This window comes from Streptomyces sp. NPDC047014 (assembly GCF_040644195.1).
Classification (GTDB): Bacteria; Actinomycetota; Actinomycetes; order Streptomycetales; family Streptomycetaceae; genus Streptomyces.
In genome coordinates this window covers 1-20,974 of the sequence record NZ_JBEYVX010000100.1, presented here as the reverse complement: position 1 = coordinate 20,974, position 20,974 = coordinate 1, and the positions used below count along the sequence as shown (strand labels likewise).

21 protein-coding genes and 1 pseudogene are annotated in these 20,974 nt (G+C 73.9%); 6 read left to right on the top strand and 16 right to left on the bottom strand.

Annotated elements, in window-relative coordinates:
- Positions 1-78: 78 nt before the first annotated feature.
- The 4 genes from egtD to egtA are packed head-to-tail and all read right to left on the bottom strand — an operon-like array spanning position 79 to position 4,428.
- Positions 79-1,053: an L-histidine N(alpha)-methyltransferase gene (egtD, locus tag ABZ873_RS30350; RefSeq protein WP_360878726.1), complete on the bottom strand. Its 975-nt coding sequence runs from the start codon at positions 1,051-1,053 to the stop codon at positions 79-81.
- Complete coding sequence (egtC, locus tag ABZ873_RS30345; protein WP_360878723.1) at positions 1,050-1,808, bottom strand: ergothioneine biosynthesis protein EgtC; 759 nt, start codon at positions 1,806-1,808, stop codon at positions 1,050-1,052. Before egtC ends, egtD begins: the two co-directional genes overlap by 4 nt.
- Positions 1,808-3,127 carry an ergothioneine biosynthesis protein EgtB gene (gene egtB, locus ABZ873_RS30340; RefSeq protein ID WP_360878720.1) on the bottom strand — a complete coding sequence of 440 codons (1,320 nt, stop codon included), beginning with the start codon at positions 3,125-3,127 and terminating at the stop codon, positions 1,808-1,810. Before egtB ends, egtC begins: the two co-directional genes overlap by 1 nt.
- Positions 3,124-4,428: an ergothioneine biosynthesis glutamate--cysteine ligase EgtA gene (gene egtA, locus ABZ873_RS30335; protein WP_360878717.1), complete on the bottom strand. Its 1,305-nt coding sequence runs from the start codon at positions 4,426-4,428 to the stop codon at positions 3,124-3,126. Before egtA ends, egtB begins: the two co-directional genes overlap by 4 nt.
- Before the next feature lie 108 nt (positions 4,429-4,536).
- Here egtA and ABZ873_RS30330 point away from each other — a divergent pair, with 108 nt between their 5' ends.
- Positions 4,537-5,382 (top strand): TIGR02452 family protein, encoded by an 846-nt coding sequence (locus ABZ873_RS30330; protein WP_360878714.1) that lies wholly within the window; start codon positions 4,537-4,539, stop codon positions 5,380-5,382.
- Positions 5,383-5,471: 89 nt separating this feature from the next.
- Here the strand turns inward: ABZ873_RS30330 and ABZ873_RS30325 are convergent, their stop codons facing one another.
- The 5 genes and pseudogenes from ABZ873_RS30325 to ABZ873_RS30305 form a co-directional block, all read right to left on the bottom strand.
- On the bottom strand, positions 5,472-5,936 hold the full coding sequence (locus tag ABZ873_RS30325; protein ID WP_360878711.1) for a type II toxin-antitoxin system PemK/MazF family toxin: 465 nt from the start codon (positions 5,934-5,936) through the stop codon (positions 5,472-5,474).
- A gap of 43 nt (positions 5,937-5,979) precedes the next feature.
- Positions 5,980-6,639: an O-methyltransferase gene (locus tag ABZ873_RS30320; RefSeq protein WP_360878708.1), complete on the bottom strand. Its 660-nt coding sequence runs from the start codon at positions 6,637-6,639 to the stop codon at positions 5,980-5,982.
- A 69-nt stretch (positions 6,640-6,708) separates the two neighbouring features.
- Complete coding sequence (locus tag ABZ873_RS30315) at positions 6,709-8,154, bottom strand: amidase (protein WP_360878705.1); 1,446 nt, start codon at positions 8,152-8,154, stop codon at positions 6,709-6,711.
- Between the two features lie 64 nt (positions 8,155-8,218).
- Complete coding sequence (locus ABZ873_RS30310) at positions 8,219-8,971, bottom strand: hypothetical protein (RefSeq protein WP_360878702.1); 753 nt, start codon at positions 8,969-8,971, stop codon at positions 8,219-8,221.
- A 44-nt stretch (positions 8,972-9,015) separates the two neighbouring features.
- Positions 9,016-9,576 (bottom strand): annotated as a pseudogene (locus ABZ873_RS30305) (hypothetical protein); the annotation flags it as partial.
- A 156-nt stretch (positions 9,577-9,732) separates the two neighbouring features.
- Here ABZ873_RS30305 and hemC point away from each other — a divergent pair.
- On the top strand, positions 9,733-10,665 hold the full coding sequence (gene hemC, locus ABZ873_RS30300) for a hydroxymethylbilane synthase (RefSeq protein WP_360878699.1): 933 nt from the start codon (positions 9,733-9,735) through the stop codon (positions 10,663-10,665).
- 52 nt (positions 10,666-10,717) lie between these two features.
- Here the strand turns inward: hemC and ABZ873_RS30295 are convergent, their stop codons facing one another.
- A complete protein-coding gene (locus ABZ873_RS30295) occupies positions 10,718-12,082 on the bottom strand; it encodes a lipase family protein (RefSeq protein WP_360878696.1) in 1,365 nt (454 codons plus the stop codon).
- Between the two features lie 233 nt (positions 12,083-12,315).
- Between ABZ873_RS30295 and ABZ873_RS30290 the strand changes: the two genes are divergently transcribed.
- Entirely contained in the window at positions 12,316-13,590 is a 1,275-nt protein-coding gene (locus ABZ873_RS30290) for a helix-turn-helix domain-containing protein (RefSeq protein ID WP_360878693.1), read from the top strand.
- 49 nt (positions 13,591-13,639) lie between these two features.
- Here ABZ873_RS30290 and ABZ873_RS30285 read toward each other — a convergent pair whose 3' ends face one another.
- The gene (locus ABZ873_RS30285) at positions 13,640-14,431 is read right to left on the bottom strand and encodes an SDR family NAD(P)-dependent oxidoreductase (RefSeq protein ID WP_360878690.1); all 792 of its coding nucleotides are present in this window, start codon (positions 14,429-14,431) and stop codon (positions 13,640-13,642) included.
- Positions 14,432-14,541: 110 nt separating this feature from the next.
- Between ABZ873_RS30285 and ABZ873_RS30280 the strand changes: the two genes are divergently transcribed.
- Positions 14,542-15,102 carry a TetR family transcriptional regulator gene (locus ABZ873_RS30280; RefSeq protein ID WP_360878687.1) on the top strand — a complete coding sequence of 187 codons (561 nt, stop codon included), beginning with the start codon at positions 14,542-14,544 and terminating at the stop codon, positions 15,100-15,102.
- Positions 15,103-15,209: 107 nt separating this feature from the next.
- Here the strand turns inward: ABZ873_RS30280 and ABZ873_RS30275 are convergent, their stop codons facing one another.
- Both ABZ873_RS30275 and ABZ873_RS30270 read right to left on the bottom strand, forming a co-directional pair.
- Positions 15,210-15,404, bottom strand: coding sequence for a hypothetical protein (locus ABZ873_RS30275; protein WP_360878684.1), 195 nt, complete (start codon positions 15,402-15,404; stop codon positions 15,210-15,212).
- Positions 15,405-15,552: 148 nt separating this feature from the next.
- Complete coding sequence (locus ABZ873_RS30270) at positions 15,553-16,335, bottom strand: SDR family oxidoreductase (protein WP_360878681.1); 783 nt, start codon at positions 16,333-16,335, stop codon at positions 15,553-15,555.
- Between the two features lie 131 nt (positions 16,336-16,466).
- Here ABZ873_RS30270 and ABZ873_RS30265 point away from each other — a divergent pair, with 131 nt between their 5' ends.
- Positions 16,467-17,039 carry a helix-turn-helix domain-containing protein gene (locus tag ABZ873_RS30265; RefSeq protein ID WP_360878678.1) on the top strand — a complete coding sequence of 191 codons (573 nt, stop codon included), beginning with the start codon at positions 16,467-16,469 and terminating at the stop codon, positions 17,037-17,039.
- Positions 17,040-17,076: 37 nt separating this feature from the next.
- Here ABZ873_RS30265 and ABZ873_RS30260 read toward each other — a convergent pair whose 3' ends face one another.
- On the bottom strand, positions 17,077-17,412 hold the full coding sequence (locus ABZ873_RS30260) for a hypothetical protein (RefSeq protein ID WP_360878675.1): 336 nt from the start codon (positions 17,410-17,412) through the stop codon (positions 17,077-17,079).
- Positions 17,413-17,521: 109 nt separating this feature from the next.
- Here ABZ873_RS30260 and ABZ873_RS30255 point away from each other — a divergent pair, with 109 nt between their 5' ends.
- Positions 17,522-17,923: a DUF2809 domain-containing protein gene (locus tag ABZ873_RS30255; protein WP_360878672.1), complete on the top strand. Its 402-nt coding sequence runs from the start codon at positions 17,522-17,524 to the stop codon at positions 17,921-17,923.
- Positions 17,924-17,935: 12 nt separating this feature from the next.
- On the opposite strand, the gene ABZ873_RS30250 is transcribed toward ABZ873_RS30255, so the two are convergent.
- On the bottom strand, positions 17,936-18,817 hold the full coding sequence (locus tag ABZ873_RS30250) for an ABC transporter substrate-binding protein (RefSeq protein ID WP_360878732.1): 882 nt from the start codon (positions 18,815-18,817) through the stop codon (positions 17,936-17,938).
- A gap of 121 nt (positions 18,818-18,938) precedes the next feature.
- A complete protein-coding gene (locus ABZ873_RS30245; RefSeq protein WP_360878729.1) occupies positions 18,939-20,873 on the bottom strand; it encodes an ABC transporter permease subunit in 1,935 nt (644 codons plus the stop codon).
- Between the last annotated feature and the right edge of the window lie 101 nt (positions 20,874-20,974).

Genomic DNA, 20,974 nt, shown 5'->3' with positions numbered 1-20,974 from the left:
CAATGGCCTAGGGGCGCCGCCCCCGGGGCGCGACGCCGCCGGCCCCCCCGGGCTGGGGGCGACGGCTGCCGCCGCGGGTCAGCCCAGCGGGCCCTCCGCCACCGACAGGGACAGCGCGAAACGGCCCTCGGTGTCCGTCCACCACTGGGTCAGCTCCAGCCCCGCCGCGGCGAGTTCCTTCCGTACGCCCTCCTGACGGAACTTCGCGGAGATCTCCGTCAGGATGTCCTCGCCCGCGGCGAAGGGCACCACCAGATCCAGCGCCCGGACCTTCACCACCAGATCGGACCGGGCACGCAGCCGCATCTCGATCCACTCCTGCTCCCGGTTCCACACCGCCACGTGCGCGAAGTCGGCGGTGTGGAAGTCGGCGTCCAGCTCCCGGTTGACGACCGCCAGCACGTTCTTGTTGAACTCGGCCGTCACTCCTTGCGCGTCGTCGTAGGCGGCGACCAGATCGGCCTCCTCCTTCACCAGGTCCGTGCCCATCAGCAGCGCGTCCCCGGGCGAGAGCATGGCCCGTACGGACGCCAGGAACACCGCCCGCTCCGCCGGCAGCAGGTTCCCGATCGTGCCGCCCAGGAACAGCACCAGCCGGGGCCCGGGGGAGTCCGGCAGTTGCAGGGCCCGCGTGAAATCGGCCAGCAGGGCGTGCACCCGCAGCCCCGGATGCGCCGCCAGCAGGGTGTCGGCCGCGCCGCGCAGCGCGCTCTCGCTCACGTCCACCGGTACGTACGTGTCCAGCGCGGGCATCGCCTCGATCAGGTGCCGGGTCTTCTCCGAGGAGCCCGAGCCCAGCTCCACGAGGGTGCGCGCCCCGCTCACCGCGGCGATCTCACCCGCCCGCTCCAGCAGGATCTCCCGCTCGGCGCGCGTCGGGTAGTACTCGGGCAGCCGGGTGATCTCCTCGAAGAGCTCGCTGCCCCGGGCGTCGTAGAACCACTTGGGCGGCAGCGCCTTCGGGGTACGGCCCAGGCCGCGCAGCACGTCCTCGCGCAGGGCGGAATCCGCGGCGTGCTCGTCGAGGGTCCGGGTCAACTGAAAACTGGTCACGGGCAGTTCTCCTTGAGCGGGGTCAGACGGACCCGCGAGGTGGTGGCGGTCAGCAGGGTCCGGTCGGGCACTTCGCACCACCGGGTGTCGTCGTCGTAGGGCTCGGACGCCACCACCGTGCGGCGCTCCGCGGGATCGGCCAGATACCACAGCGAATCGCCCCAGGCCGTCGCGGCGATCGCGGCCCCGTCGGTCAGCAGCAGGTTCAGCCGGGAGCCGGGCGCCGCCGAGGACAGCTCCCGCACCGGCTCGGCGAGCGCCGTCCCCAGATCGTCCCCGGCCCGCAGCCGGCGCAGGACCAAAGCCCACACCAGGGCCGAGTCCGACCGGGCCGGCAGCCGCAGCAGCTCCCCGGGCGGCAGCGCCGCCGCCAGCGGGGCCACGGCGTCCGGCCAGTCCCGTACGGCCCCGTTGTGGCTGAACAGCCACGGCCCGTCCGCGAACGGCGCGGCCGCCGCCTCCCCGTCCGCCCCGGCCCTCGTGGCATCGCGTACGGCGGCCAGGAAGGCACCGCTGCGCACCACGCGGGCCAGGTCGGTGAAGGTCAGGTCCCCCCACACCGGCCCGGAGCGCCGGTAGCGGGCGGGCACCGGATCGCCCTCCGCGTACCAGCCGACCCCGAAGCCGTCGGCGTTGACCGTGCCGTGCCGCTGGCGGCGCGGCTCCCAGGACTGGCGCACCAGCGAGTGCGCGGGCTCGCTCAGCAGCCGGCCGAGCGCCACCGGTGGCCCCACGTAGGCGAGATGACGGCACATCAGACGTCCCTCGCCGTGCGGAATCCGGAGAAGATCTGGCGGCGCACCGGCAGGTCCCAGTTGCGGAAGGTGCCCCGGCAGGCCACCTGGTCCACCGCGAACGAGCCGCCCCGCAGCACCTTGTGCCCGGGGCCGAAGAACACTTCCGAGTACTCCCGGTAGGGGAAGGCGCGGAAGCCCGGGTACGCGGTGAAGTCCGAGGACGTCCACTCCCACACGTCCCCGATCAGCTGCCGCACCCCCAGCGGGGAGGCCCCGGCCGGGTAGCTGCCCGCACGGGCCGGGCGCAGATGGCGCTGCCCCAGATTGGCGTGCGCCGGGGTCGGGTCGGCGTCCCCCCACGGGTAGCGGGTGGAGCGCTCCGTCGCCGGGTCGTAGCGGGCCGCCTTCTCCCACTCCGTCTCCGTCGGCAGCCGCCGCCCCGCCCAGCGGGCGAAGGCGTCCGCCTCGTACCAGCTGACGTGCAGCACCGGCTCCTCGCCGGGCACCGGCTCGGTCACCCCGAACCGGCGGCGCAGCCACTGGCCGCCCTCCTGCCGCCAGAACAGCGGCGCCTCGATGCCGTGTTCGCGGATCTGCTCCCAGCCGGCGGGCGCCCACCAGCGGGGGTCGCGGTAGCCGCCGTCCGCGATGAAGGCCAGATAGGCGGCGTTGGTCACCGGCACGGTGTCGATCCAGAAGGCCGCCGTCTCCCGCACGTGCGCCGGACGCTCGTTGTCCAGCGCCCACGGCTCCGTGGAGGTGCCCATGGTGAACGGGCCCGCCGGTACGAGCACTTCGGCGGCCGGCGGCGGATCGTACGGGGCGTCGGGCTCCGGGGCCTCCAGCACCGCCACCCCCCGCCGCAGCTGATGGGTGATCAGCATGGTCTCGTCGTGCTGCTGTTCGTGCTGGGCGATCATCCCGAAGGCGAAACCGTCGTCGAGGAGGGCACTGCCCTCCAGCGGGGTGCGGTCCAGCAGGTCGAAGACCCGGTCGCGGACCTCGGCCGCGTACCGCCGGGCCTCGGCGGGCCCGAGCAGCGGCAGGGAGGGCCGCTCGGAGCGGGGGTGCTGGAAGGCGTCGTAGAGCGGGTCGATCTCGGGGCGCAGCGACTCGCGCCCCGCGACCCGGCGGAGCAGCCACAGCTCCTCCTGGTTGCCGATGTGCGCCAGGTCCCAGACCAGCGGGGACATCAGGGGGGAGTGCTGGGCGGTGAGGTCCGCGTCGGTGACGGCGTCGGTGAGCACCGCCGTCCGGGCGCGTGCGGCGGTCAGCGAGGCGACCGCCCGCTCCCGCAGCCCGGTGGGGAACGTGCCGGAGTCGGATGCGGTGGTCATCGGCGGGCCTCCTGCCCTGTGGACGGGGCGGGCGGCGGATCGTCGCCCGGACATCGGCCGCGCAGGACGTAGCGCTCGGTGAACTCGCCCACGGTGTCCCGGACATGCGCGCTCGCGCCGAGCCGGGGCAGCGCCTCGGCGGCCGCCCGGAAGCAGGCCGTCGCGGCGGTCCGCAGCTCCGGATCGGCCAGACCGTCGCGGGCGGCGGTCCGCCAGAGCGGATTGCGGGGGGCGGGCCGGGCGCCGTAGCCGTCGGTGAGGGCCTTGGTCACCCGGTAGGCCGTCTCGGCGGCCTCCGGATCGTCGAACAGCGCGTGCACGACGGCGACCGGGACCAGCCAGCCGTCGTCGCCGGGCTGCGCGTCGATCATGCGCAGCTCCATGTGCCCGCGCGGCCGCACCGGCGGGAAGAGGGTGGTCAGGTGGTAGTCCAGGTCCTCGGTGGTGGGGGCGCGCAGCCCCGGGGCGTCGCCCGCGCGCAGCCAGTCGCGGAAGGTCGTCCCCGGCGGGACCTCCCACGATTCGCCCTCGTACGAGCGCACGCACATGACCTCGGTGTCCAGGGCCTGCCGCACCCAGCCGTCCCGCGGCGCCACGTCCAGTGGCGGCGCGAGCGAGCGCCTGCTGTCCAGGTCGCTCCAGATGCCCTGGCGGGAGCACCGCCATCCGGCGTACGGGCCCTCCTGCGCGGGGGAGTTGGCGAAGGCGGCCACGAGGACCGCGCCCAGCAGATGGGCCATCCGCCAGCGCCGGCCGTGCCCCAGCGCGCCCGGCTCCTCGTGGCCCGCGTCCACGCACACCTGCACGGAGGCGGAGGCGCACATCATCGCCCGGCCGGCGGGGCCGGTGCGGTCGAAGTACGCCTCCATCGCGTCGTAGCGCGGGCTGTTGAGCAGCCGGCGGTAGGGCAGACGGGTGTCACGGCCGAGCCCGCGCAGGGCCAGGCCCTGTTCCCGCAGGGCGGCGCGGACGGCGGTGAGGTCGGCCTGGAGGCCGTCCACGCATCCGGTGAGGGAGGCGGCCGGGGCCGAGCTCAGTTCGAGCTGCCCGCCGGGCTCGACGGTCAGCCGGGAGTTCAGGGGGAGGGAACGGGCGGCGGCGTGCGCGGCGCGCAGCCGCTCGGGGGTCACCGGGTGCTCGGGGCGCTCGGTGTCGATGACGAGCCATTCGAGCTCGGCTCCGAGCAGCCGCGGCGGGCCGGTCTTGAAGCATATTCCGTGGATCAGGTGCTCCGCCTCGGTCTCGGTGATCGAGGGAGGTGGGTCGGGCGCGTGCGGTGGAGCGGCTGGGGCCTGGGGCATGACCGGGTCCTCGTCTCCTGTCGTCGGCCGTGACATCACCCGTGCCTACCCGTCCCTTCGGCAGTAATTCCTTTGCCGCCGTGAACAGAAGGTGCGGAGGATGGCGGCGTGAGCAGTAGATTGCGCGAGATCGCGCGGCAGAACGCGGAAATCCTGGCGGCCGGGAGCTACCGGACGCGGTCGGGACGGCTGATTCCGCTCGCCGCCGCCCTGGCGGAGGCCAAGGCCGGAACCAGGATATATGGGCCGAACCGGATCATTCCAGACGATGACGGGCTGACGCGGGGCGCGGCTACGGCCGTCGAGGTGACGGGGGAGAGCAGTACGGTCGCTGCCCGTAGGCTTACGGAGGCGGCCGGGGAGGCCGGTGCGTCTGCCCTGGTGGCCGTCCTGAACTTCGCCTCGGCCCGGAATCCCGGCGGCGGCTACGTCCGCGGGGCCAAGGCGCAGGAGGAGGCCCTGTGCCGCGCCTCGGCCCTGTACGAGACCCTGCTGGAGGTGCCGGAGTACTACGCGGTCCACCGGGCGGAAGTCAGCACCTTCTACACCGACCGGGTGATTCACTCACCCGGGGTGCCCGTGTTCCGCGACGACCGGGGCGAGTTGATGGAGTCCCCGTTTTTGGCCGGATTCCTGACCTCGCCCGCCCCGAACGCCGGAACGATCCTGCGGCAGGAGCCGGAGCGGGCCGCCGAGATCCCGGGCGCGGTGGCCCGGCGCGCGGAACGCGTCCTGGAGGTGGCGGCGCTGCACGGCTACCGGCGGCTCGTGCTGGGCGCGTGGGGCTGCGGGGTGTTCCGCAACGACCCGGCGGTGGTGGCGGAGGCGTTCCGCGCGCTGCTGGCGGGGCGGTTCGCGGGCGTGTTCGACCGGGTGGTCTTCGCGGTGCTGGACCGCGCTCCGGAGACGCGGGAGGCGTTCGAGCGGGCCTTCGCCTCTTTCGGGACGGCCTGAGGGGCGGCCTGTGGGGCGGGCGGAGCGGCGGGCTGAGCGGCGGCGGGCGGGCCGGGCGGCTTCGGCCCGCCTGCCCGCCGCCCACCCCGCTACTGCCAGCCGTACCGCTCGCGCAGCCGGTTCACGACCAGGCCGAAGCGGCCCCGGTCCAGGGCGCACGCCTCGCGCCGCATCCCCGACTCGTGCACCCGCAGCACCCGGTCCACGGCCACCCAGGACTCCCGGCCCGCGCTGTCCCACGGCCCCGTCCCGATCGGCACCCACTCCCGGTCGTGGTCGTGCCGCTTGCTGGACAGCGGTACGGCGAGCAGGGTCCGGCCGCCCGGCTCGCGGGCCACGACCAGCACCGGGCGGTCCTTGCCGCGGCCGTCGTTCTCCTCGTAGGGGACCCAGGTCCACACGATCTCGCCCGGGTCCGGGTCGCCGTCGGGGTCCGGGGCGTACTCGGTGCGCACCGGGCCGATGCGGTGCGGGTCGGCCTCGGTGGTGGCGGTGGCGCCGTCGCGGCCGGGCTGGTCGGCGCGGTCGCCGCTGTGCTGGGAAAGTGCCGTCATCCGGGTGAGGTTACTCGCCCGCGCGGGGCCGGCGGGCCGCCGGTCAGGCGGTGACCAGGGCCAGGACGAGGCCGTCGTAGCCCTTGCTGCCGACGGTCTGGAGGGCGGTCGCCGTCAACCGGGGGTGCTCGGCGATGAGTTCGGTGAACCGGCGTACGCCCTGGACGCGCGGGTCGGAGCTGCCGGCGTCGACCACGGCGCCCTCGCGGACCACGTTGTCGCCGATGATGAGGCTGCCGGGCCGGGTGAGCTTGATGGCCCACTCCAGGTACGCGGGATTGGAGGGCTTGTCCGCGTCGATGAAGACCAGGTCGAACGGGCCGTCCGTGAGGCCGGGCAGCAGGTCCAGGGCCCGCCCGCGCCGCAGGTCGACCAGGTGGTCCAGTCCGGCGCGGGCGATGTTGGCGGCGGCCACCTCGGCGCAGTGCTCGTCCACCTCCAGGGTGACCAGCCGCCCGTCGGCGGGGAGGGCGCGGGCCAGCCAGATGGTGCTGTAGCCGCCCAGGGTGCCGATCTCCAGGATCCGGCGCGCGCCGCGGACACGGGCCAGGAGGTGCAGCAGCTTGCCCTGGTTCGGGGCCACTTGGTGGGGCGGCAGCCCGGCCGCCTCGGAGTCGGCGGCGGCCCGGAGCAGGGCCTCGTCCTCCTCGACGAGCAGCCCGTCGAAGTACTCGTCCACGGCCGTCCACGTCTCCTGTGCCATGACTCTCCGCTCCTGGTGACTTGTGAGTTCCTAAAGGGAACTTACATCACGGGGGCGGGGCAGGGGCGCCTACGGGGTGGTGGGCCAGGCCCGGTCCCACCGCTCCACCGCCTCCACCTGCGCCGCGAGCCCCAGCAGCAGCGGCTCCGAGTCCGCCGGGCCGAGCAGCTGGGCCCCCACGGGCAGTCCCTCGCCGGTGAAGCCCGCCGGGATGTTCACGCCCGGCCAGCCCAGGACGTTCCACGTCCAGGCATAGGGGCAGGCGGCGATCATCGCCCGGTCCGTGGCCATCGCGCCCAGCCCGGCCAGCGCCCCGATGCGCAGCGGGCCGGTGGCCGTCGTCGGGGTCAGGACCACGTCGAAGCGCCCGAAGATCTCGCCCACCCGCCGCCCGAGCACCGCCTCCGCGCGGCGGGCGGCCCGCAGCACCGGCCCGCCGAGGATCCGGCCGGTCCGCACCGCCTCGTGCGTGCGCGGGTCCAGCAGCGCCGGATCGGGAACCCGCGCCGCCCAGTCCCGTACGCCGCTGGTCGCGCGGGGGACGAAGGTCAGGCCGATGGGGCCGTAGCGCGGGTCCTCCGGGACCACCTCGTGGCCCAGCGACTCCAGCCGCCCGGCCAGCCGCTCCACCGCCGCGCGCACCTCCGGGTGCAGGGACTTGGGGGTCGCGGTGAAGGCCACGCCGAAGGACAGCGCGATCCGCAGCCGGCGCGGCGTCCGCCCGGTGGCCTCGACCGCCCGTACCGCCTCGGCGGCCGCGATCCGGGCCGGGTGGTGCAGGTCCTCGGGGTGCGGGCCGGCGGCCGCGTCCAGGAGCAGGGCCGCGTCGGCCACGGTGCGCGCGAGGACTCCGTTGACCGTGAGCCCGTTGAAGGACTCGGGCTCCGGCCAGGTGGAGATGCGTCCGCGCTGCGGTTTCACCCCGACCAGGTGGGTCCAGGCGGCGGGGATCCGGACCGAGCCCGCCCCGTCCGAGCCCAGGGCCGCCGGGACCAGGCCCGCCGCGACGGCGGCGGCCGAGCCGCCGGAGGAACCGCCCGGGGTGTAGGCCGGGTTCCACGGATTGCGGGTCTCGCCGAAGGCGCCGCCCTCCGTGAAGGGCCACTGGCCCAGCTCCGGGGTCTGGGTCTTGCCGACGATCACCGCTCCGGCCGCGCGCAGCCTGCGGACCGCCTCGCTGTCGGCGGTCTTCGGCGCGAAGGTGCCGGGGCAGCCGAAGGCCGTGTACTCGCCCGCCACGTCCATGTCGTCCTTGACGGCGACGGGCACGCCGAGCAGCGGCAGCCGCTCACCCGCGGCCAGCCGCCGGTCCGCCGCGTCCGCCTCGGCGAGGGCGGCCTCCGCGCGCACGCTCCGGAAGGCGTTCAGCCGGGGCTGGGCCGCCTCGATCCGGCGCAGCGCCTCCTCGGTCAGCTCCCGTGCGGATACGTCGCCTTCGCGCAGTGCCGTGGCCATGCCGACCAGGCCGGTGACCGCGCGAGCCGAAGGAACCGTGGAGCCGGAAGAACCCGTCATCGCGAACCATCCCCCTTCTTACCGTCCGGTAACCAAGACGGTAGCGGGGAGCCCGGCCGTTGCGTCAGAGGAGGGCGGATATGTCCTCGCCCCAGGAGTGCAGGGTGTCAATCGCGCGCAGCCGGAGGGGCCCGTCGGCGAAGGCCGTGGTCAGGACGGCGTCGCGCAGCGGGGCCCGGCGGTCCGCGAGCGCGGGCAGGCGCAGCAGCGGCAGGATCACGCCGAGGGCCGCCTCGCGGGTCTCCGGGGAGCCGGTGGTGAGGAGGGGGCGCGTGGCCTCGTAGAACTCGGGGGCGAGGGCGAGGAACGCCTCCAGGTCCTCCTCGTCCCCGTACGGGCGGGACCGCTGGCGCAGGGCCTCCACCGTGGCGTCCCCGAGCCAGGTCAGCAGGCCCACCCGCAGCTCGAACGGGGTGCGCGGGCCGTGCTTCACCTCCTCCCACGGGACCCGGTCGGTGACCTCGGTGAGGGTCCGGGGGTCTCCGAGGATCGCGGCCACATAGTGGGCGGCGGGGGCGGTGGCCGTGTGGAAGACGTCCCCGCGGATGAGGGTTTCGGCCAGGTTCCGCAGGGCGTACCCCTGGACGCGGGGGTCCTCGTCCAGCAACTCCAGCAGGATCACGGGCGTTTCGGGCGCCACATCGGGGCAGCAGTGCGCCACGGTGTTCCAGTCGGTCCGCAGCAGCAGGTCCCGCGGGTCCACGCGGCCGTCGGAGGCGCTGTCGGATCCGGGCTCGGATCCCGGCTCGGAGCCGGGCTCGGATCCCGGCTCGGTGCCGGGCTCCGCGTCGGGTTCGGTGTCGGCGTCGGTCGTCATGGCCCCAGTGTCACAACTGCCTCTGACAGTGGGGGTCCGGCCGGTCACGCCCGGGCGGCGAGGCGCCGGCGCCAGTCCAGTGCGGTGACGGTGATCGACTGGCCCGGGTCGCCGTTCCAGTCGGCGGACAGGCCGGTGGCGGCCAGGGCGGCCACGACCTCGTGGCCGACGGCCGTGGTGGTCGCGGGGGAGTCGTCGAAGCCGCCGTAGTAGAGGGTGAGTCCGTAGCCTGCGGCGGCGGAGTCGGTGCACTGCGTGTGGAAGTAGACGAAGCCGCGGGCATCGGGGTCCGCCTCGCCGCCGATCTCCGCGTAGCCGCAGCTGCGGCAGCAGGTGAAGTCCTCGCGGGCGGTGATGCCCGCCCGGTCCAGTGCGGCGAAGGCGCGGGACACGCGCTCGGGGTCGGTCTCGCCCTCCCAGCCGGCCTGTTCGGCGAGCCGTTCGCGCCACAGCCGCTCGACCAGGGCCTCCGCCTGCTCGGCGGAGACGGGGCGGCGGTCGCCGCTGATCAGGTACTCCTCGGCCAGCTCGGCCAGTTCCTCGCGGGAGGCGTAGCCGGCGACGAGTACCTGGCGTACGTGCTCGGTCAGTTGGGTGCGCTCGTCCTCGTCCAGGGTCAGGGCGGCGGTCTCCACCATGGGGGCTGTGACCTGGGTGTTCTTCGTGTTCTCGGGCATGTGCGGACTCTGGCACACAGGTACGACAACGCTCGGGCGGGTGATACGGCGGATGGGCTGCGCCCAGGGGCGTATCGTGCCCCCGTGCCCGCCGAACTCATCCGTATCGTCTCCCGCGACTCGCCCATGGCCCTCGCCCAGGTGGAGCGCGTACGCGCCGAACTGGCCCTGCTGCACCCGGGGATCGCCACCACCGTCCTGCCGGTGAAGACCACCGGCGACAAGTGGATGGGGGACCTCGGGCAGGTCGACGGCAAGGGGGCGTTCACCAAGGAGGTGGACGCGGCGATCCTGGCCGGCGAGGCCGATCTCGCCGTGCACTGCGTCAAGGACGTACCGTCCGACCGGCCGCTGCCGGCGGGGACCGTCTTCGCGGCGTTCCTGGAGCGCGACGACCTGCGCGACGCGCTCGTACACCCGGCCGGGCTGACCCTGGACCGGCTGCCGCCCGGCACCCGGGTGGGTACCTCCTCCGTGCGGCGGATCGCCCAGCTGGCGGCGGCGTACCCGCACCTGACGTGCGTACCGATCCGAGGGAACGCCAACAGCCGGCTGGCCAAGCTGGAGCGCGGCGAGGCCGACGCCCTGCTGCTGGCCGTCGCCGGACTGCACCGGATCGGGCGCGCGGACGTCATCGCGCAGGTCGTCCCGGTGGACGTGCTCATGCCACCGTTGGGCGCGGGTGTACTCGCGCTCCAGTGCCGGGAGCAGGACACCGCGCTCATCGACACCGTGAGCGGCCTCGGCCACCCGGACACCCACCGCGAGATGCTGGCGGAGCGCACGCTGCTGCATGTCCTCCAGGCCCATTGCAACAGCCCGATCGCCGGTTACGCGCGCGCCGAGCGCGGCGGCGACCTGTCCCTGCGGGCGTCGGTGTTCACCCCGGACGGCAAGGTCGCCCTGAACGCCCACGAGTGGGCGGGCCGCCTGGACCCGGCCACCCTGGGCACCTCGGTAGCGGTCACCCTCCTCCGCCAGGGCGCCCGCGAACTCATCGACACCATCCCCCACTGATCCCTGGCCGTGCCCCGGCCGACGAGGTGGTGACCCCGTCGGCCGGACCGGGTCAGGAGCGGGGTGCGGGGCGTTCCGGGGCCAGGGAGTTGCCGGCCGGGATGCGGCCGCAGTCCGAGGGGGCCGGGCGGGCCGCGAAGCGGTCGTTCAGCCAGGTCAGGGCCGTGGGGGCCCAGGCGGCCGTGGCGCTGAAATGGCTGAGGACCTCGTACTGGCTGTACTTGACGGGGGAGGTGCCCGTCGCGCAGTACTGGCGGGCGAGCGTGCGCACGTCCCCCGAGACCATGACGCCGTCGCCGGTGCCGATGCCCGCGTGGTTGCCGAAGGTGCCCTCCAGGACGCCCGCGTCACCCTGGGCGATGAAGCCGGGAACGGTCGGGGTGGCGGCGGAGCCGAGGTTGAGCCGGTTCATCGCCTCCACGAACGCCGGGATGGAATTCGGGTCGGCGTACTCCGGCTTGGCCATCTTCTTCCAGGTCAGCCCCGGGTACTGCCCGAGGGCGTTGAGGATCGAGCCGTGCTCCAGCTTCTTGTACACCTGGAGGCCGTAGTCGTTGAGGTAGGACCTGAGGTCGATGTCGTAGGAGCGGGACACGCCGATCACGGCCATCGGGATGACCCCCGACCAGGCCAGCGAGCCGTTCACGTACCGCAGGTTGTGCGCCGGGTTCACGAGCAGCCCGCCCTCGGCGTAGCCCACCAGCTTGCTGTTGACCTCCGGCGCGTACGAAGGCGCCAGCACAGCGGCCCAGTTGGTCGCGATGGCGCCGCCCGAGTACCCGATGAGCCCGAAGCGGGTCGAGGAGTTCAGCCGGGTGCCGGAGGACTTCGTCGCGGCGCGGATCGAGTCCAGCGTGTTCGTCCCGTACTCCGGCCCCGCCGCGAAGTTCGCCCGCTGGCCCTCGGTGTCCGGAATGACCAGGTCGTAGCCCTGCGCGAGCAGCGGCGCGATCAGGATCGCCTCGACGTTCGGGATGACCCCGCCGAGGGTCACGCCGCCCGCGATCGCCCGGGAGGGGCCGTCCTCCGGGTTCAGCGAATCGTAGAACGACTGGTACGACACCGCCTTGCTGCCGTCACCGCCCGGACTGCGCACCACCGTGGTCACGTTGGCGGAGGGGCGGCCCTGCGCGTCGGTGGTGCGGTAGAGCAGCTGGACCGCGGTGAGGGGGGTGGGGATGCCGACCACGTGGTAGGGCAGCGTCCGCGTTTTCAGGACCGTGCCCGGGGCGAAGGAGGACAGGGGCTCGCTGCCGCCGTACGCGTAGAAGGGGTCGGCGCCCTTGGCGGCGACCGCCGCGGCCACCGGCGCCGGTACGGGCGCGGGAGCCGCCGTCGCCGTGGCGGCCGGGAGGGCGGTCAGGGCGGCCGCGGTGGTGACGGCCAGGGTGATCAGGCGAACGCCTGCCTTGGGCATGATGCCTCGATTCGCGGGTGGGGGGTGGGGGACCGGCACACGGGACGGGGTACGAGGCTCCGGTGCGGTGAGGGTGTGGGGATGTCGGACGGACGACGTGGCCTCGGTCCGCCACCTCTGGTCATCCACCGGCCGGTCGTGTTACCAACCAGTAGGAGATGTCCCGGAAACATCATGCGGGCGTCGCGCGAGCACGCCCCCGGGGTGGACTACAGAAATTGGTGAGGTGAATTGTGACCGCGTCCAACGCCGTGGAACGCGACTCGGTGCCGCAGTTCGGAGGCGTACCGGTCCACACCCTCCTGCGTGCCGCCGCCGGGCCGCTGGAGCGTGCGGTCCTGGTCCGGCTCGTCGAGCGGCTGCCCGTCTACGGGACCCTGCCCGGCGAACACCTCCGCGGCGACATCGCCCGCCAAGTCGCCCTCGGCATACGGAACGTCGCCGACGTCCTGCGCACCGGCGAGCTGCCCGGCCCCGCCGATCAGGCCGCCATCCGCGAGTCCTCGGCGCGGCGCGCCGACGAGGGCGTACCGCTGGAGGCCGTCGTCGGCGCCTACCACCTCGGCGCGGAGGTGTGCGCGGCGCATGTCTTCGCGGAGGCCGAACCGGCCGACCTGGACGATGTCCTCCTGGTTCAGCGGCAGATGCTCGCCTACCTCCGGCTGGTCAGCTGCGAGGTCGCGTCCGGCTATGTGCAGGAGCGGCAGATGGCGCTGAGCGACGAGCAGGTCGCCCTGCAGTCGCTGCTGTCCCGGCTCCTCGAAGGCGGCGGCCCGCAGGCCGCGGCCGACCGCGCCGGCATCCGCCTCCCGCCCTGCTACCTGGTGCTGAGCCTGAGCATCGGGCCGCATCCGGACGAGCTCGTACCCGGCGTGAACCACTCGGTGGCCGCCCGCCGCAAGCTCCGGCGGCTGCGCAACGAACTCCAGCGCCGCACCACGGGCGTCCCGCTGTCCGTCCTGTCCGGCGACGGCGGCCTGGCGCTCATCCCGTACGAGACCCCGCCCGCGGAATTCGGCCGCGCCGACCGGGAATGGCTGTGCCGGCTGGTCGCGGAGCTCGGCCGGATGTGCGGGGCCGAGGTGCTGGCCGCGGCGGCCGCCGCCGCACCGGAGGGCGTCGCGGAGGCCGCCCGGCTGGCCGTGGAGGTACGGGAGGTGGCGGAGGCGGCCGGCCGCGGGCCCGGGCTGTACCTGCTGGACGACGTGCTGCTGGAGTACCAGCTCAGCCGCCCGAGCCCGGCCCGCGACGGCCTCGCCTCACTGCTCGGGCCTCTGGAGGCGCGCCCCGAACTGCTGGACACCCTGCGCGCGTTCCTCGCGTGCAGCCTGGACCGGCGCCGGGCGGCGGCCCGGCTCCAGATCCACCCGAACACGGTCGACTACCGGCTGCGCAAGGCCACCGACATCACCGGCCTGGACGCCTCCCGGGGCGCCGATGTCCTGACGCTGCGCGCGGCCCTGGCCGCCCACGACGCCGTACGGCAGTCCCGGCCGCGGGCGGGGTGAGGGGGCGGCGACGGCCGGGGGTCACCGGCGGCGGGCGTCAGCGCGGGCCTCAGCGGTGGGCGCGCTGGGCTTCGACCATCTGGTGGACGGGGTTGTCCAGGTTCGCGCGGGCCTGGAGGCGTTCGGCGAAGCCGGGGAACTGGCCCGCGACGGCGCTCAGCAGCCGCAGCTCCAGCGGGGCGACGTTGATCTCGCACCGGTCGCGGCGGACGGCCCGTACGACACCGTCGGCCACCTGCCCGGGGGTGACGGTGCGGATGCCGCTCGGCGGGGTGGCGCCCGTCTCCGCGAACATGCCCGCGTCGCGCACGAATCCGGGCTGGACGAGGGACACCCCCACGCCCGTGCCCCGGAGTTCCTGGCGCAGGGAGAGGGCGAACCCGCGCAGCCCGAACTTGGTCGCGTTGTAGAGGGAGGTGGACCGGGTGGCCGCCTTGCCGGAGATGGAGCCGATGAGCACGACGTGACCGCGCCCGCGGGCCACCATGCGCTCCGTGAGCAGCCGGGTCAGCTGGACGGGCGCGCGGAGGTTGACGTCGAGGGCGCGGTCGAGCTGCTCCTCGCTGTAGTCGAGGAGGTCGCCGCTGGCGGGCAGGGCGGCGTTGGCCACGAGGACGTCGGTGTCGGCGCAGGTCTCGGCGAGGCGCACCACCTCGGAGCGCAGGGCCAGATCGGCGGCGACGGTACGGGCTCCGGTGGCCTCGGCGGTGGCCTTGAGCACGTCCTCCCGGCGGCCGGTGAGGGTGAGCCGGGCCCCTTCGGCGGCGAGACGGGAGGCCAGGGCGGCACCGATGCCGCCGGTGGCGCCGGTGAGTAGAACGTTCGATCCGGATATGTCCACAACGTCTCCTGTGCGTGCGGCGAAGCCCATACTGTTCGTTCGAACGAACAGTATGGACCCCGGCCGTCCCCTGTCCACTGCCCGCCCGGGGGATACGGCAGAATGTCGACATGCCCGCTGCCTCCGACACCCGCCAGAGCATCATCGACGCCGTATTGCGGATCATCGGGCAGGACGGCATCGCCGCCGTCACCAACCGGCGGATCGCCAAGGAGGCGGGCGTTTCGCTCGGGTCCGTGACCTATCACTTCGCCACGCAGCACGAGTTGCTGCGGGAGAGCCTGCTGCAGTTCGTCGCGGAGGAGACCCGGCATTTCACGGGGCTCGCCGACGAGTGCGCGGGCGAGGCGTTCGACATCGGGCAGGCGGCCGAGGTGGTGGCGCAGGTCGCGGGCGGCAACGACTTCGACAGCCGGCACATCGCGCCCTTCGAGCTCTACGTCCAGGCCGGTCGGGACGAGCGGCTGCGCGCCGCCGCGGGCGAATGCTTCGCGGCGTACGACCTGGTGGCGGCGCGGGTGCTCACGCGGCTCGGGGTGCCGGATCCCGAGCGGCTGGCGGGAGTCGCGGTGGCGCTGGTCTTCGGCCAGCAGCTGCGGCGCCTGGCCACGGGGGCGCCGGCGGAGGACCTGGTGGACACCTTGCTGGTACTGACACGGCTCGGCGCGTGAGGGCGTGAGCGCGCAATCCACGCAAGCCACGTAACCGCAGACGCGCGAAGGCCGCTGCCGGCGCCCGAAACGGGCGCCGGCAGCGGCCTCTTCCGTGGTGCCGCGCCTCAGCGAGCGTGGTGCTGGATACCCCGCTGTCCGGGGATCCCGGTCGACCGCGGAGCCGTCGGGCGGCGGTGGCCGACCCGACGACGCCGGCGCCCCGGGACGGGGTTGCGGTGCACGGGCGCGCTGGGGGCGACGACCAGGAGGCCGACGACTGCGAGGACCGCGACGAGGATGAGCACGGTAACGAGGTTCATGTTTCCTGCCTTTCGTCGGGTACTGACTGCCTGTCACTACGTCTTGTTACCGAATCGGCGAGGATTAAACACATACGGTGACGGAAAGTCCGCGCCCGTGCACCGGCCCCCGGTCGCGGAGTTGGCCGGAAGGAGTGCAACGGGGGTGTCAGGTCTGGGCCGTGGGGCGTACGACGATCTCGCCCACGTCCACCCCCGGCGGCTGCTCGATCGCGTAGGCGATGGCCGAGGCCACCGCCGAAGGGGGCATGGCGATTTCGTCCCGTCGGCGGAGGAGGGCCGCCGCTGCCTCCGGGGTGGCCCCCTTGCCGATGCCCTCGGTGTGGGTGAAACCCGGGGAGACGAGGGTGACGCGCAGGTCCGGGCCCGATTCCTGGCGCAGGCCCTCCGTGAGCACCGTGACCGCCGCCTTCGTGGCCGCGTACACGCCCTGCGGGGACCTGACCGTGTGGGCGGCCGTGGAGCCGACGTTGACGAAGTGGCCCGCGCGCTGGCGCCGGAAGACCGGCAGGGCCGCGCCGATGCCGTTGAGGAGGCCCGTGATGTGCGTGGCGACCATGGCGTCCCAGTCGTCCTGGCGCAGCTCGTCGAAGGGGGAGACGGCCATCGTGCCCGCGTTGGAGACGAGGACGTCGAGCCGGCCGTACGCCGCCACGGCCGCATCCGTCAGTCGGCGCAGGTCCTCGCGGCGTGTCACGTCGACGCGGACGGCCGTCGCCGTGCCGCCCTCGGCGGTGATGGCGTCGGCCACCGCCCGCAGCCGCTCCTCGCTCCGGCCGCCGAGCACGAGGAGGGCGCCCCGCGCGGCGAGGTGGGCGGCCGTCGCCGCGCCGATGCCGCTGCCGGCGCCCGTGATCGCGACGACCTTGCCCTCGATGCCGTTGCCCGCGCTGCCCCTGCCCGCGATGTCCTTGCCCTCGAAGTCCGGCATGGGAACCACCTCTCCGTGGCCTACAGTGAAAACGGGGAAGCCCCCACTTGTTTCACGCTAAGTGGGGGAGTCCCCGTTTGGCAATCCGGAAGGACCACGAGAAAGATCACGAGAGGGTTCGGCGCACACCGATGACCGACGGAGCACCCCGGCCGCTGCGGGCCGACGCACGGCGCAACCGGGAGAAGATCCTCACCGCCGCCGTACGCGTGTTCACCACGCAGGGGCTGGACGTACAGATGGAGCGCATCGCCAAGGAGGCGGGCGTCGGCAGCGCGACGCTGTACCGCAACTTCCCCACCCGCGAGGCCCTGGTCGAGGCGGTCTACCGCAACGAGCTGGCCCAGCTGTGCGAGGCGGCTCCCGCCCTGCTCGCACGGCACACGCCGGACGAGGCCCTGCGCGCCTGGAGCCGGCTCTTCCTGGACTACGTGACCGCCAAGTACGGCATGATCGACGCCCTGCGCGCCATCGCCGCGACGGGCGGCAACCCGTACGGGCGCAGCCGCGAGCTGGTCCAGGAGGCGGTCACCTCGCTCATGGACGCGTGCGCGGCCGCCGGGACCATCCGTACCGACGTCCCGCCCGCCGATATCGTCGCCGCCCTCGAAGGCATCGCCCTCACCTCGGCGGCCGCGGAGCACCGGCCGAGGGCGGAGCGCCTGCTCGACCTCACGCTGGACGGCCTCGCGGCCCGCCCCTGAGGCGCCCTGACCCCGGCCCCCGGCCCCGGCCGCACCCTCACTCGGGGTGCGCCACCGCGTCCTTCTGCAGCTGCACCGCCGCCAGCAGGCTCAGCCTCGGCTCCGCCCGGCGCAGCGCCTTCACGGCCGCCACCGAGTCGATGTCCCCGGTGAACCCGACGCCGGCCAGCTTGGAGCGGACCCAACCGGCGCGCAGCGCGCCCTCGGTGGCCGCCGCCGTGGCCTCCACGAGCGCCGCGGCCCGCTCCAGGCCCGGCCGTTCCTCGGGCGACGCCTGCGCGAGGGCCTGGCGCAGCGCCGCCCCGACCGTGTCCGAGTCCCGCATGAGGACGACGAAGTTGTGCTTCGTATTCGGTGTCAGAAACCCAGTCATAAGGATCATGCTCCTGTTCTGGTTCCGTGCGGGGCAAGGGACTTGAGGATTCGCAGAGGTTCGCGGAGGTTCGCCGAGTTCGGATGCCGGCATCCCGCACCATGGGCCCATGAGCACCGACTTCCCCGCCGCCGCCCGCGAAACCGTCCGGACCCGCATCCTCGCGCTCGCCGCCGCCCTCGCGACCGTGGCCGCGGGCCTGGCCCTGCGGGCCGCCGGCACCGGGAGCGTGCCCAAGTACGGCGGCGACGCGCTGTACACCGTCCTGCTCATGGCACTCGTCGTCGCCGCCGCGCCCCGGCTGTCGCCGCCCCGGGCCGCCGCCGCCGCGCTCGCCGTCAGCTGGGCCGTCGAATTCCTCCAGCTCAGCGGCATACCGGCGGAGCTCTCCCGGCGGAGCGTCCTGGCCCGGCTGGTGCTCGGGTCCTCCTTCAACACGCCCGATCTGCTCTGGTACGCGGCCGGGGCGGCGGCCGGCCTGTTCCTGTACGGGGCGTACAGGAACAGGTGACCGCGGACGCGGTCAGGCCATCCACTGCTTCCAGACCTGCTCGTTGCGCTCCACCCAGCGCTTCGCTGCCTCCTGCGGGGGCAGCTTCTCCTCGGCGATCATCAACGCCACCTCGTTCTGCTCCTCGACGTTCCAGCGGAACTTCTTGAGGAACTCGGCCGCGTCCCCGCCCGATTCCGCGAACCGCGTGTTCAGGAACTTCTGCAGCGGGGTGCGCGGATAGGCGCAGGCCACCTTCTCCGCGTCGGCGTCGCAGCCCTCCTTGTACTCGGGCAGCTTCACCTCCGTCATCGGCACCCGCTCGAAGAGCCACTGCGGCTCGTACCAGTACGTCAGGAACGGCTTGCGCTCCTTCGCGAACTGCCGGATCTGGGTGATCTGCGCCGCCTCGGAGCCGGCGAACACGACCTCGTAGTCCAGGCCCAGGTTCTTCACCAGCGCCTTGTCGTTGGTCACGTACGAGGGCGAGCCGTCCATCAGCTGGCCCTTGCCGCGGCTCTCCGCGGTGCCCAGCTGGTCGGCGTACTTGTTGAGGTTCTTCCAGTCGGTGACGTCCGGGTGAGCCTCGGCGAAGTACGTCGGCACGAACCAGCCGATGTGCCCGGTCACGCCCAGCTCGCCGCCCGGCGTGATCGTCCCCTTGTCCTTCACATAGCGCCGCTCCTGCTCCGGGTGGCCCCAGTCCTCCATGATCGCGTCGACCCGGCCCTGGCTGAGCGCGTCCCAGGCGGGCACCTCGTCCACCTGGACGGTGTCCACCCGGTAGCCCAGCTCGTGCTCCAGCAGATAGGCGGCGACGGCGGTGTTCGCCTGCGCGCCCACCCAGGACTGCACCGACAGCGTGACCGTACGGGAGCCCTCCGCGGCGGCGTACGGGGACGCCTGGCGGGTCATGTCGGCCGCACCGCAGCCCGTGAGCACCGCGAGCGAGGTGACGGCGGCCAGCGCGCCGGCCAGCCGGCGCCGGTGTCCGCGGCGCCCCCGTACGGCGGTGGTGTTCGGGGTGTTCGGCATGTCAGGACTCCTTGGCGGGCTGGGTGACCCGGTCCAGCATCAGACCGAGGCAGACGATCGCGGCGCCGGCCACCAGCCCGGTGGCCAGGTCGCCCTGGGCGAGGCCGAGCACGACGTCGTAGCCGAGCGCGCCGCCTCCCACCAGACCGCCGATGATGACGACGGCGAGTACCAGGACCACGGCCTGGTTCACGGCCAGCAGCAGCGCGTTCCGCGCCAGCGGCAGCTGCACCTGGCGCAGCTGCTGGGAGCCGGTCGCGCCCAGGGAGCGCGCCGACTCCATGGCCGCCGGGCTCACCGCGCGCAGCCCGTCGGCGGTGATGCGCACCACCGCGGGCAGCGCGTACACGACGGCCGCCGCCGCGGCGGGCGCCCGGCCCACGCCGAACAGCGCGACCACCGGGATCAGGTACACGAACTGCGGCATGGTCTGGCACACGTCCAGCACCGGCCGCAGCAGCCGCTGCGCACGGTCGCTGCGGGCCACCGCGGCGCCCACCGCGAAGCCCAGCAGCAGGGTGACCGCGACGGCCGCCAGCACCTGCGACAGCGTGTCCAGGGAGGCGTCCCACACCCCGAGCACCCCGATCGCGGCGAGCGCGAGTACAGCGGTGGAGGCGGTACGCCAGGTGCCGACGAGCAGCGCCAGCGCGCCGACGACGAGCAGCAGCAGCCACCACGGGGCCGCCTGGAGGCCGGAGCGCATCGGGTCGAGCACCCAGCCGGTGAAGCGGGCGGCCCAGTCGGCGGTCCCGCCGATGTAGGGCACGCCGGAGTAGAGGTGGTCGGTCATCCAGTCGACCGCGCTGTTGACCGGGCCGGCGATCGGCACGGTCCAGGACTCGGGCCACATGCTGAGGCCCGCCATCCGGGCGACGACGGCGACCGCGACGGCCGCGAGCACGGTCAGCAGCCGGCCGTACCAGCCGCAGAACACCCGCCGCAGCAGGGGCTGCTCCTCGGCGGGCACGGGGGCGGATCCCAGCCGGGCGCCCGCCGCGTCGGCGGTGCGGTCCAGGGCCACCGCGAGCAGCACGATGGGGATGCCCGCGGCCAGGGCCGCGCCGACGTCCACCGAGGCCAGGGCCTGGTAGACCCGGTCGCCGAGGCCGCCCGCACCGATCACGGAGGCGATGACGGCCATCGACAGGGCCATCATGATGGCCTGGTTGACGCCCAGCAGGATCTGCCGGCGGGCCAGCGGCAGCCGGGCCGTCAGCAGCCGCTGTCGGCCGGTGGTGCCCAGCGAGGTCGCGGCCTCCAGCACGCCCGGGTCGGCCTCGCGCAGCCCGAGCGCGGTGAGCCGGGCCATGGGCGGGGCGGCGTACACGACGGTGGCGAGCACGGCGGCGGGCACGCCGATGCCGAACACCATCACCATCGGCAGCAGGTACGCGAACGCGGGCAGCACCTGCATGGTGTCCAGTACGGGGCGCAGCGCGCGCCCGGCCCGCGGGGACAGCCCGGCGAGGAGCCCGAGCAGCCCGCCGACCAGGACGGAGGCGGCCACGGCCACCACCATCAGGGCGAGGGTCTGCATGGTCGGCACCCACATGCCGAGCAGCCCGCACGCGGCGAACGCGGCCACACAGGTCAGCGCGAGGCGCAGCCCGGCCAGGCGCAGCGCGACCAGGCCGGCCAGTACGGTGACGCCGGCCCAGCCGGCGGCCAGCAGCAGGAGGTACACCGCGCGCACGGAGACCACCACGGCGTTGCTGATGTGCCCGAAGAAGTAGAGGAAGAGCGGGTGGTTGTCGCGGTGGTCGATGATCCAGTCACCGGCCCGCTCCAGCGGCCCGGACAGGTCCACGGCGAGCGCGGCGGGCCACTGCCCGGCGCCCGGGAAGGCGATCGCGAGCGGCAGTACGACCGCGGCGAGGACGGCGAAGGGCAGCACCCGGCGGCCGAGGCGGTGGCCGGTCAGCAGGGCGCGCAGGCGCCCGCGAGTCCGGTCCGCGGCGGGACCGGGCTCTCCATTCTGTATCGCGAAACTTTAATTCCATCTTGTGGAAAGCTCCAATTGCGGTCCCGGCGGGT

Bases quoted from the DNA above. Each gene is read 5' to 3' on its own strand.
- egtB (WP_360878720.1), bottom strand. From the start codon at position 3,127: ATGACCACCGCATCCGACTCCGGCACGTTCCCCACCGGGCTGCGGGAG.
- ABZ873_RS30255 (WP_360878672.1), top strand. From the start codon at position 17,522: ATGAGCACCGACTTCCCCGCCGCCGCCCGCGAAACCGTCCGGACCCGC.
- ABZ873_RS30260 (WP_360878675.1), bottom strand. From the start codon at position 17,412: ATGACTGGGTTTCTGACACCGAATACGAAGCACAACTTCGTCGTCCTC.
- ABZ873_RS30310 (WP_360878702.1), bottom strand. From the start codon at position 8,971: ATGACGACCGACGCCGACACCGAACCCGACGCGGAGCCCGGCACCGAG.
- egtA (WP_360878717.1), bottom strand. From the start codon at position 4,428: ATGCCCCAGGCCCCAGCCGCTCCACCGCACGCGCCCGACCCACCTCCC.
- egtC (WP_360878723.1), bottom strand. From the start codon at position 1,808: ATGTGCCGTCATCTCGCCTACGTGGGGCCACCGGTGGCGCTCGGCCGG.
- ABZ873_RS30295 (WP_360878696.1), bottom strand. From the start codon at position 12,082: ATGCCCAAGGCAGGCGTTCGCCTGATCACCCTGGCCGTCACCACCGCG.
- ABZ873_RS30275 (WP_360878684.1), bottom strand. From the start codon at position 15,404: ATGAACCTCGTTACCGTGCTCATCCTCGTCGCGGTCCTCGCAGTCGTC.
- ABZ873_RS30280 (WP_360878687.1), top strand. From the start codon at position 14,542: ATGCCCGCTGCCTCCGACACCCGCCAGAGCATCATCGACGCCGTATTG.
- ABZ873_RS30315 (WP_360878705.1), bottom strand. From the start codon at position 8,154: ATGACGGGTTCTTCCGGCTCCACGGTTCCTTCGGCTCGCGCGGTCACC.
- ABZ873_RS30265 (WP_360878678.1), top strand. From the start codon at position 16,467: ATGACCGACGGAGCACCCCGGCCGCTGCGGGCCGACGCACGGCGCAAC.
- ABZ873_RS30320 (WP_360878708.1), bottom strand. From the start codon at position 6,639: ATGGCACAGGAGACGTGGACGGCCGTGGACGAGTACTTCGACGGGCTG.
- ABZ873_RS30270 (WP_360878681.1), bottom strand. From the start codon at position 16,335: ATGCCGGACTTCGAGGGCAAGGACATCGCGGGCAGGGGCAGCGCGGGC.
- ABZ873_RS30325 (WP_360878711.1), bottom strand. From the start codon at position 5,936: ATGACGGCACTTTCCCAGCACAGCGGCGACCGCGCCGACCAGCCCGGC.
- ABZ873_RS30250 (WP_360878732.1), bottom strand. From the start codon at position 18,817: ATGACCCGCCAGGCGTCCCCGTACGCCGCCGCGGAGGGCTCCCGTACG.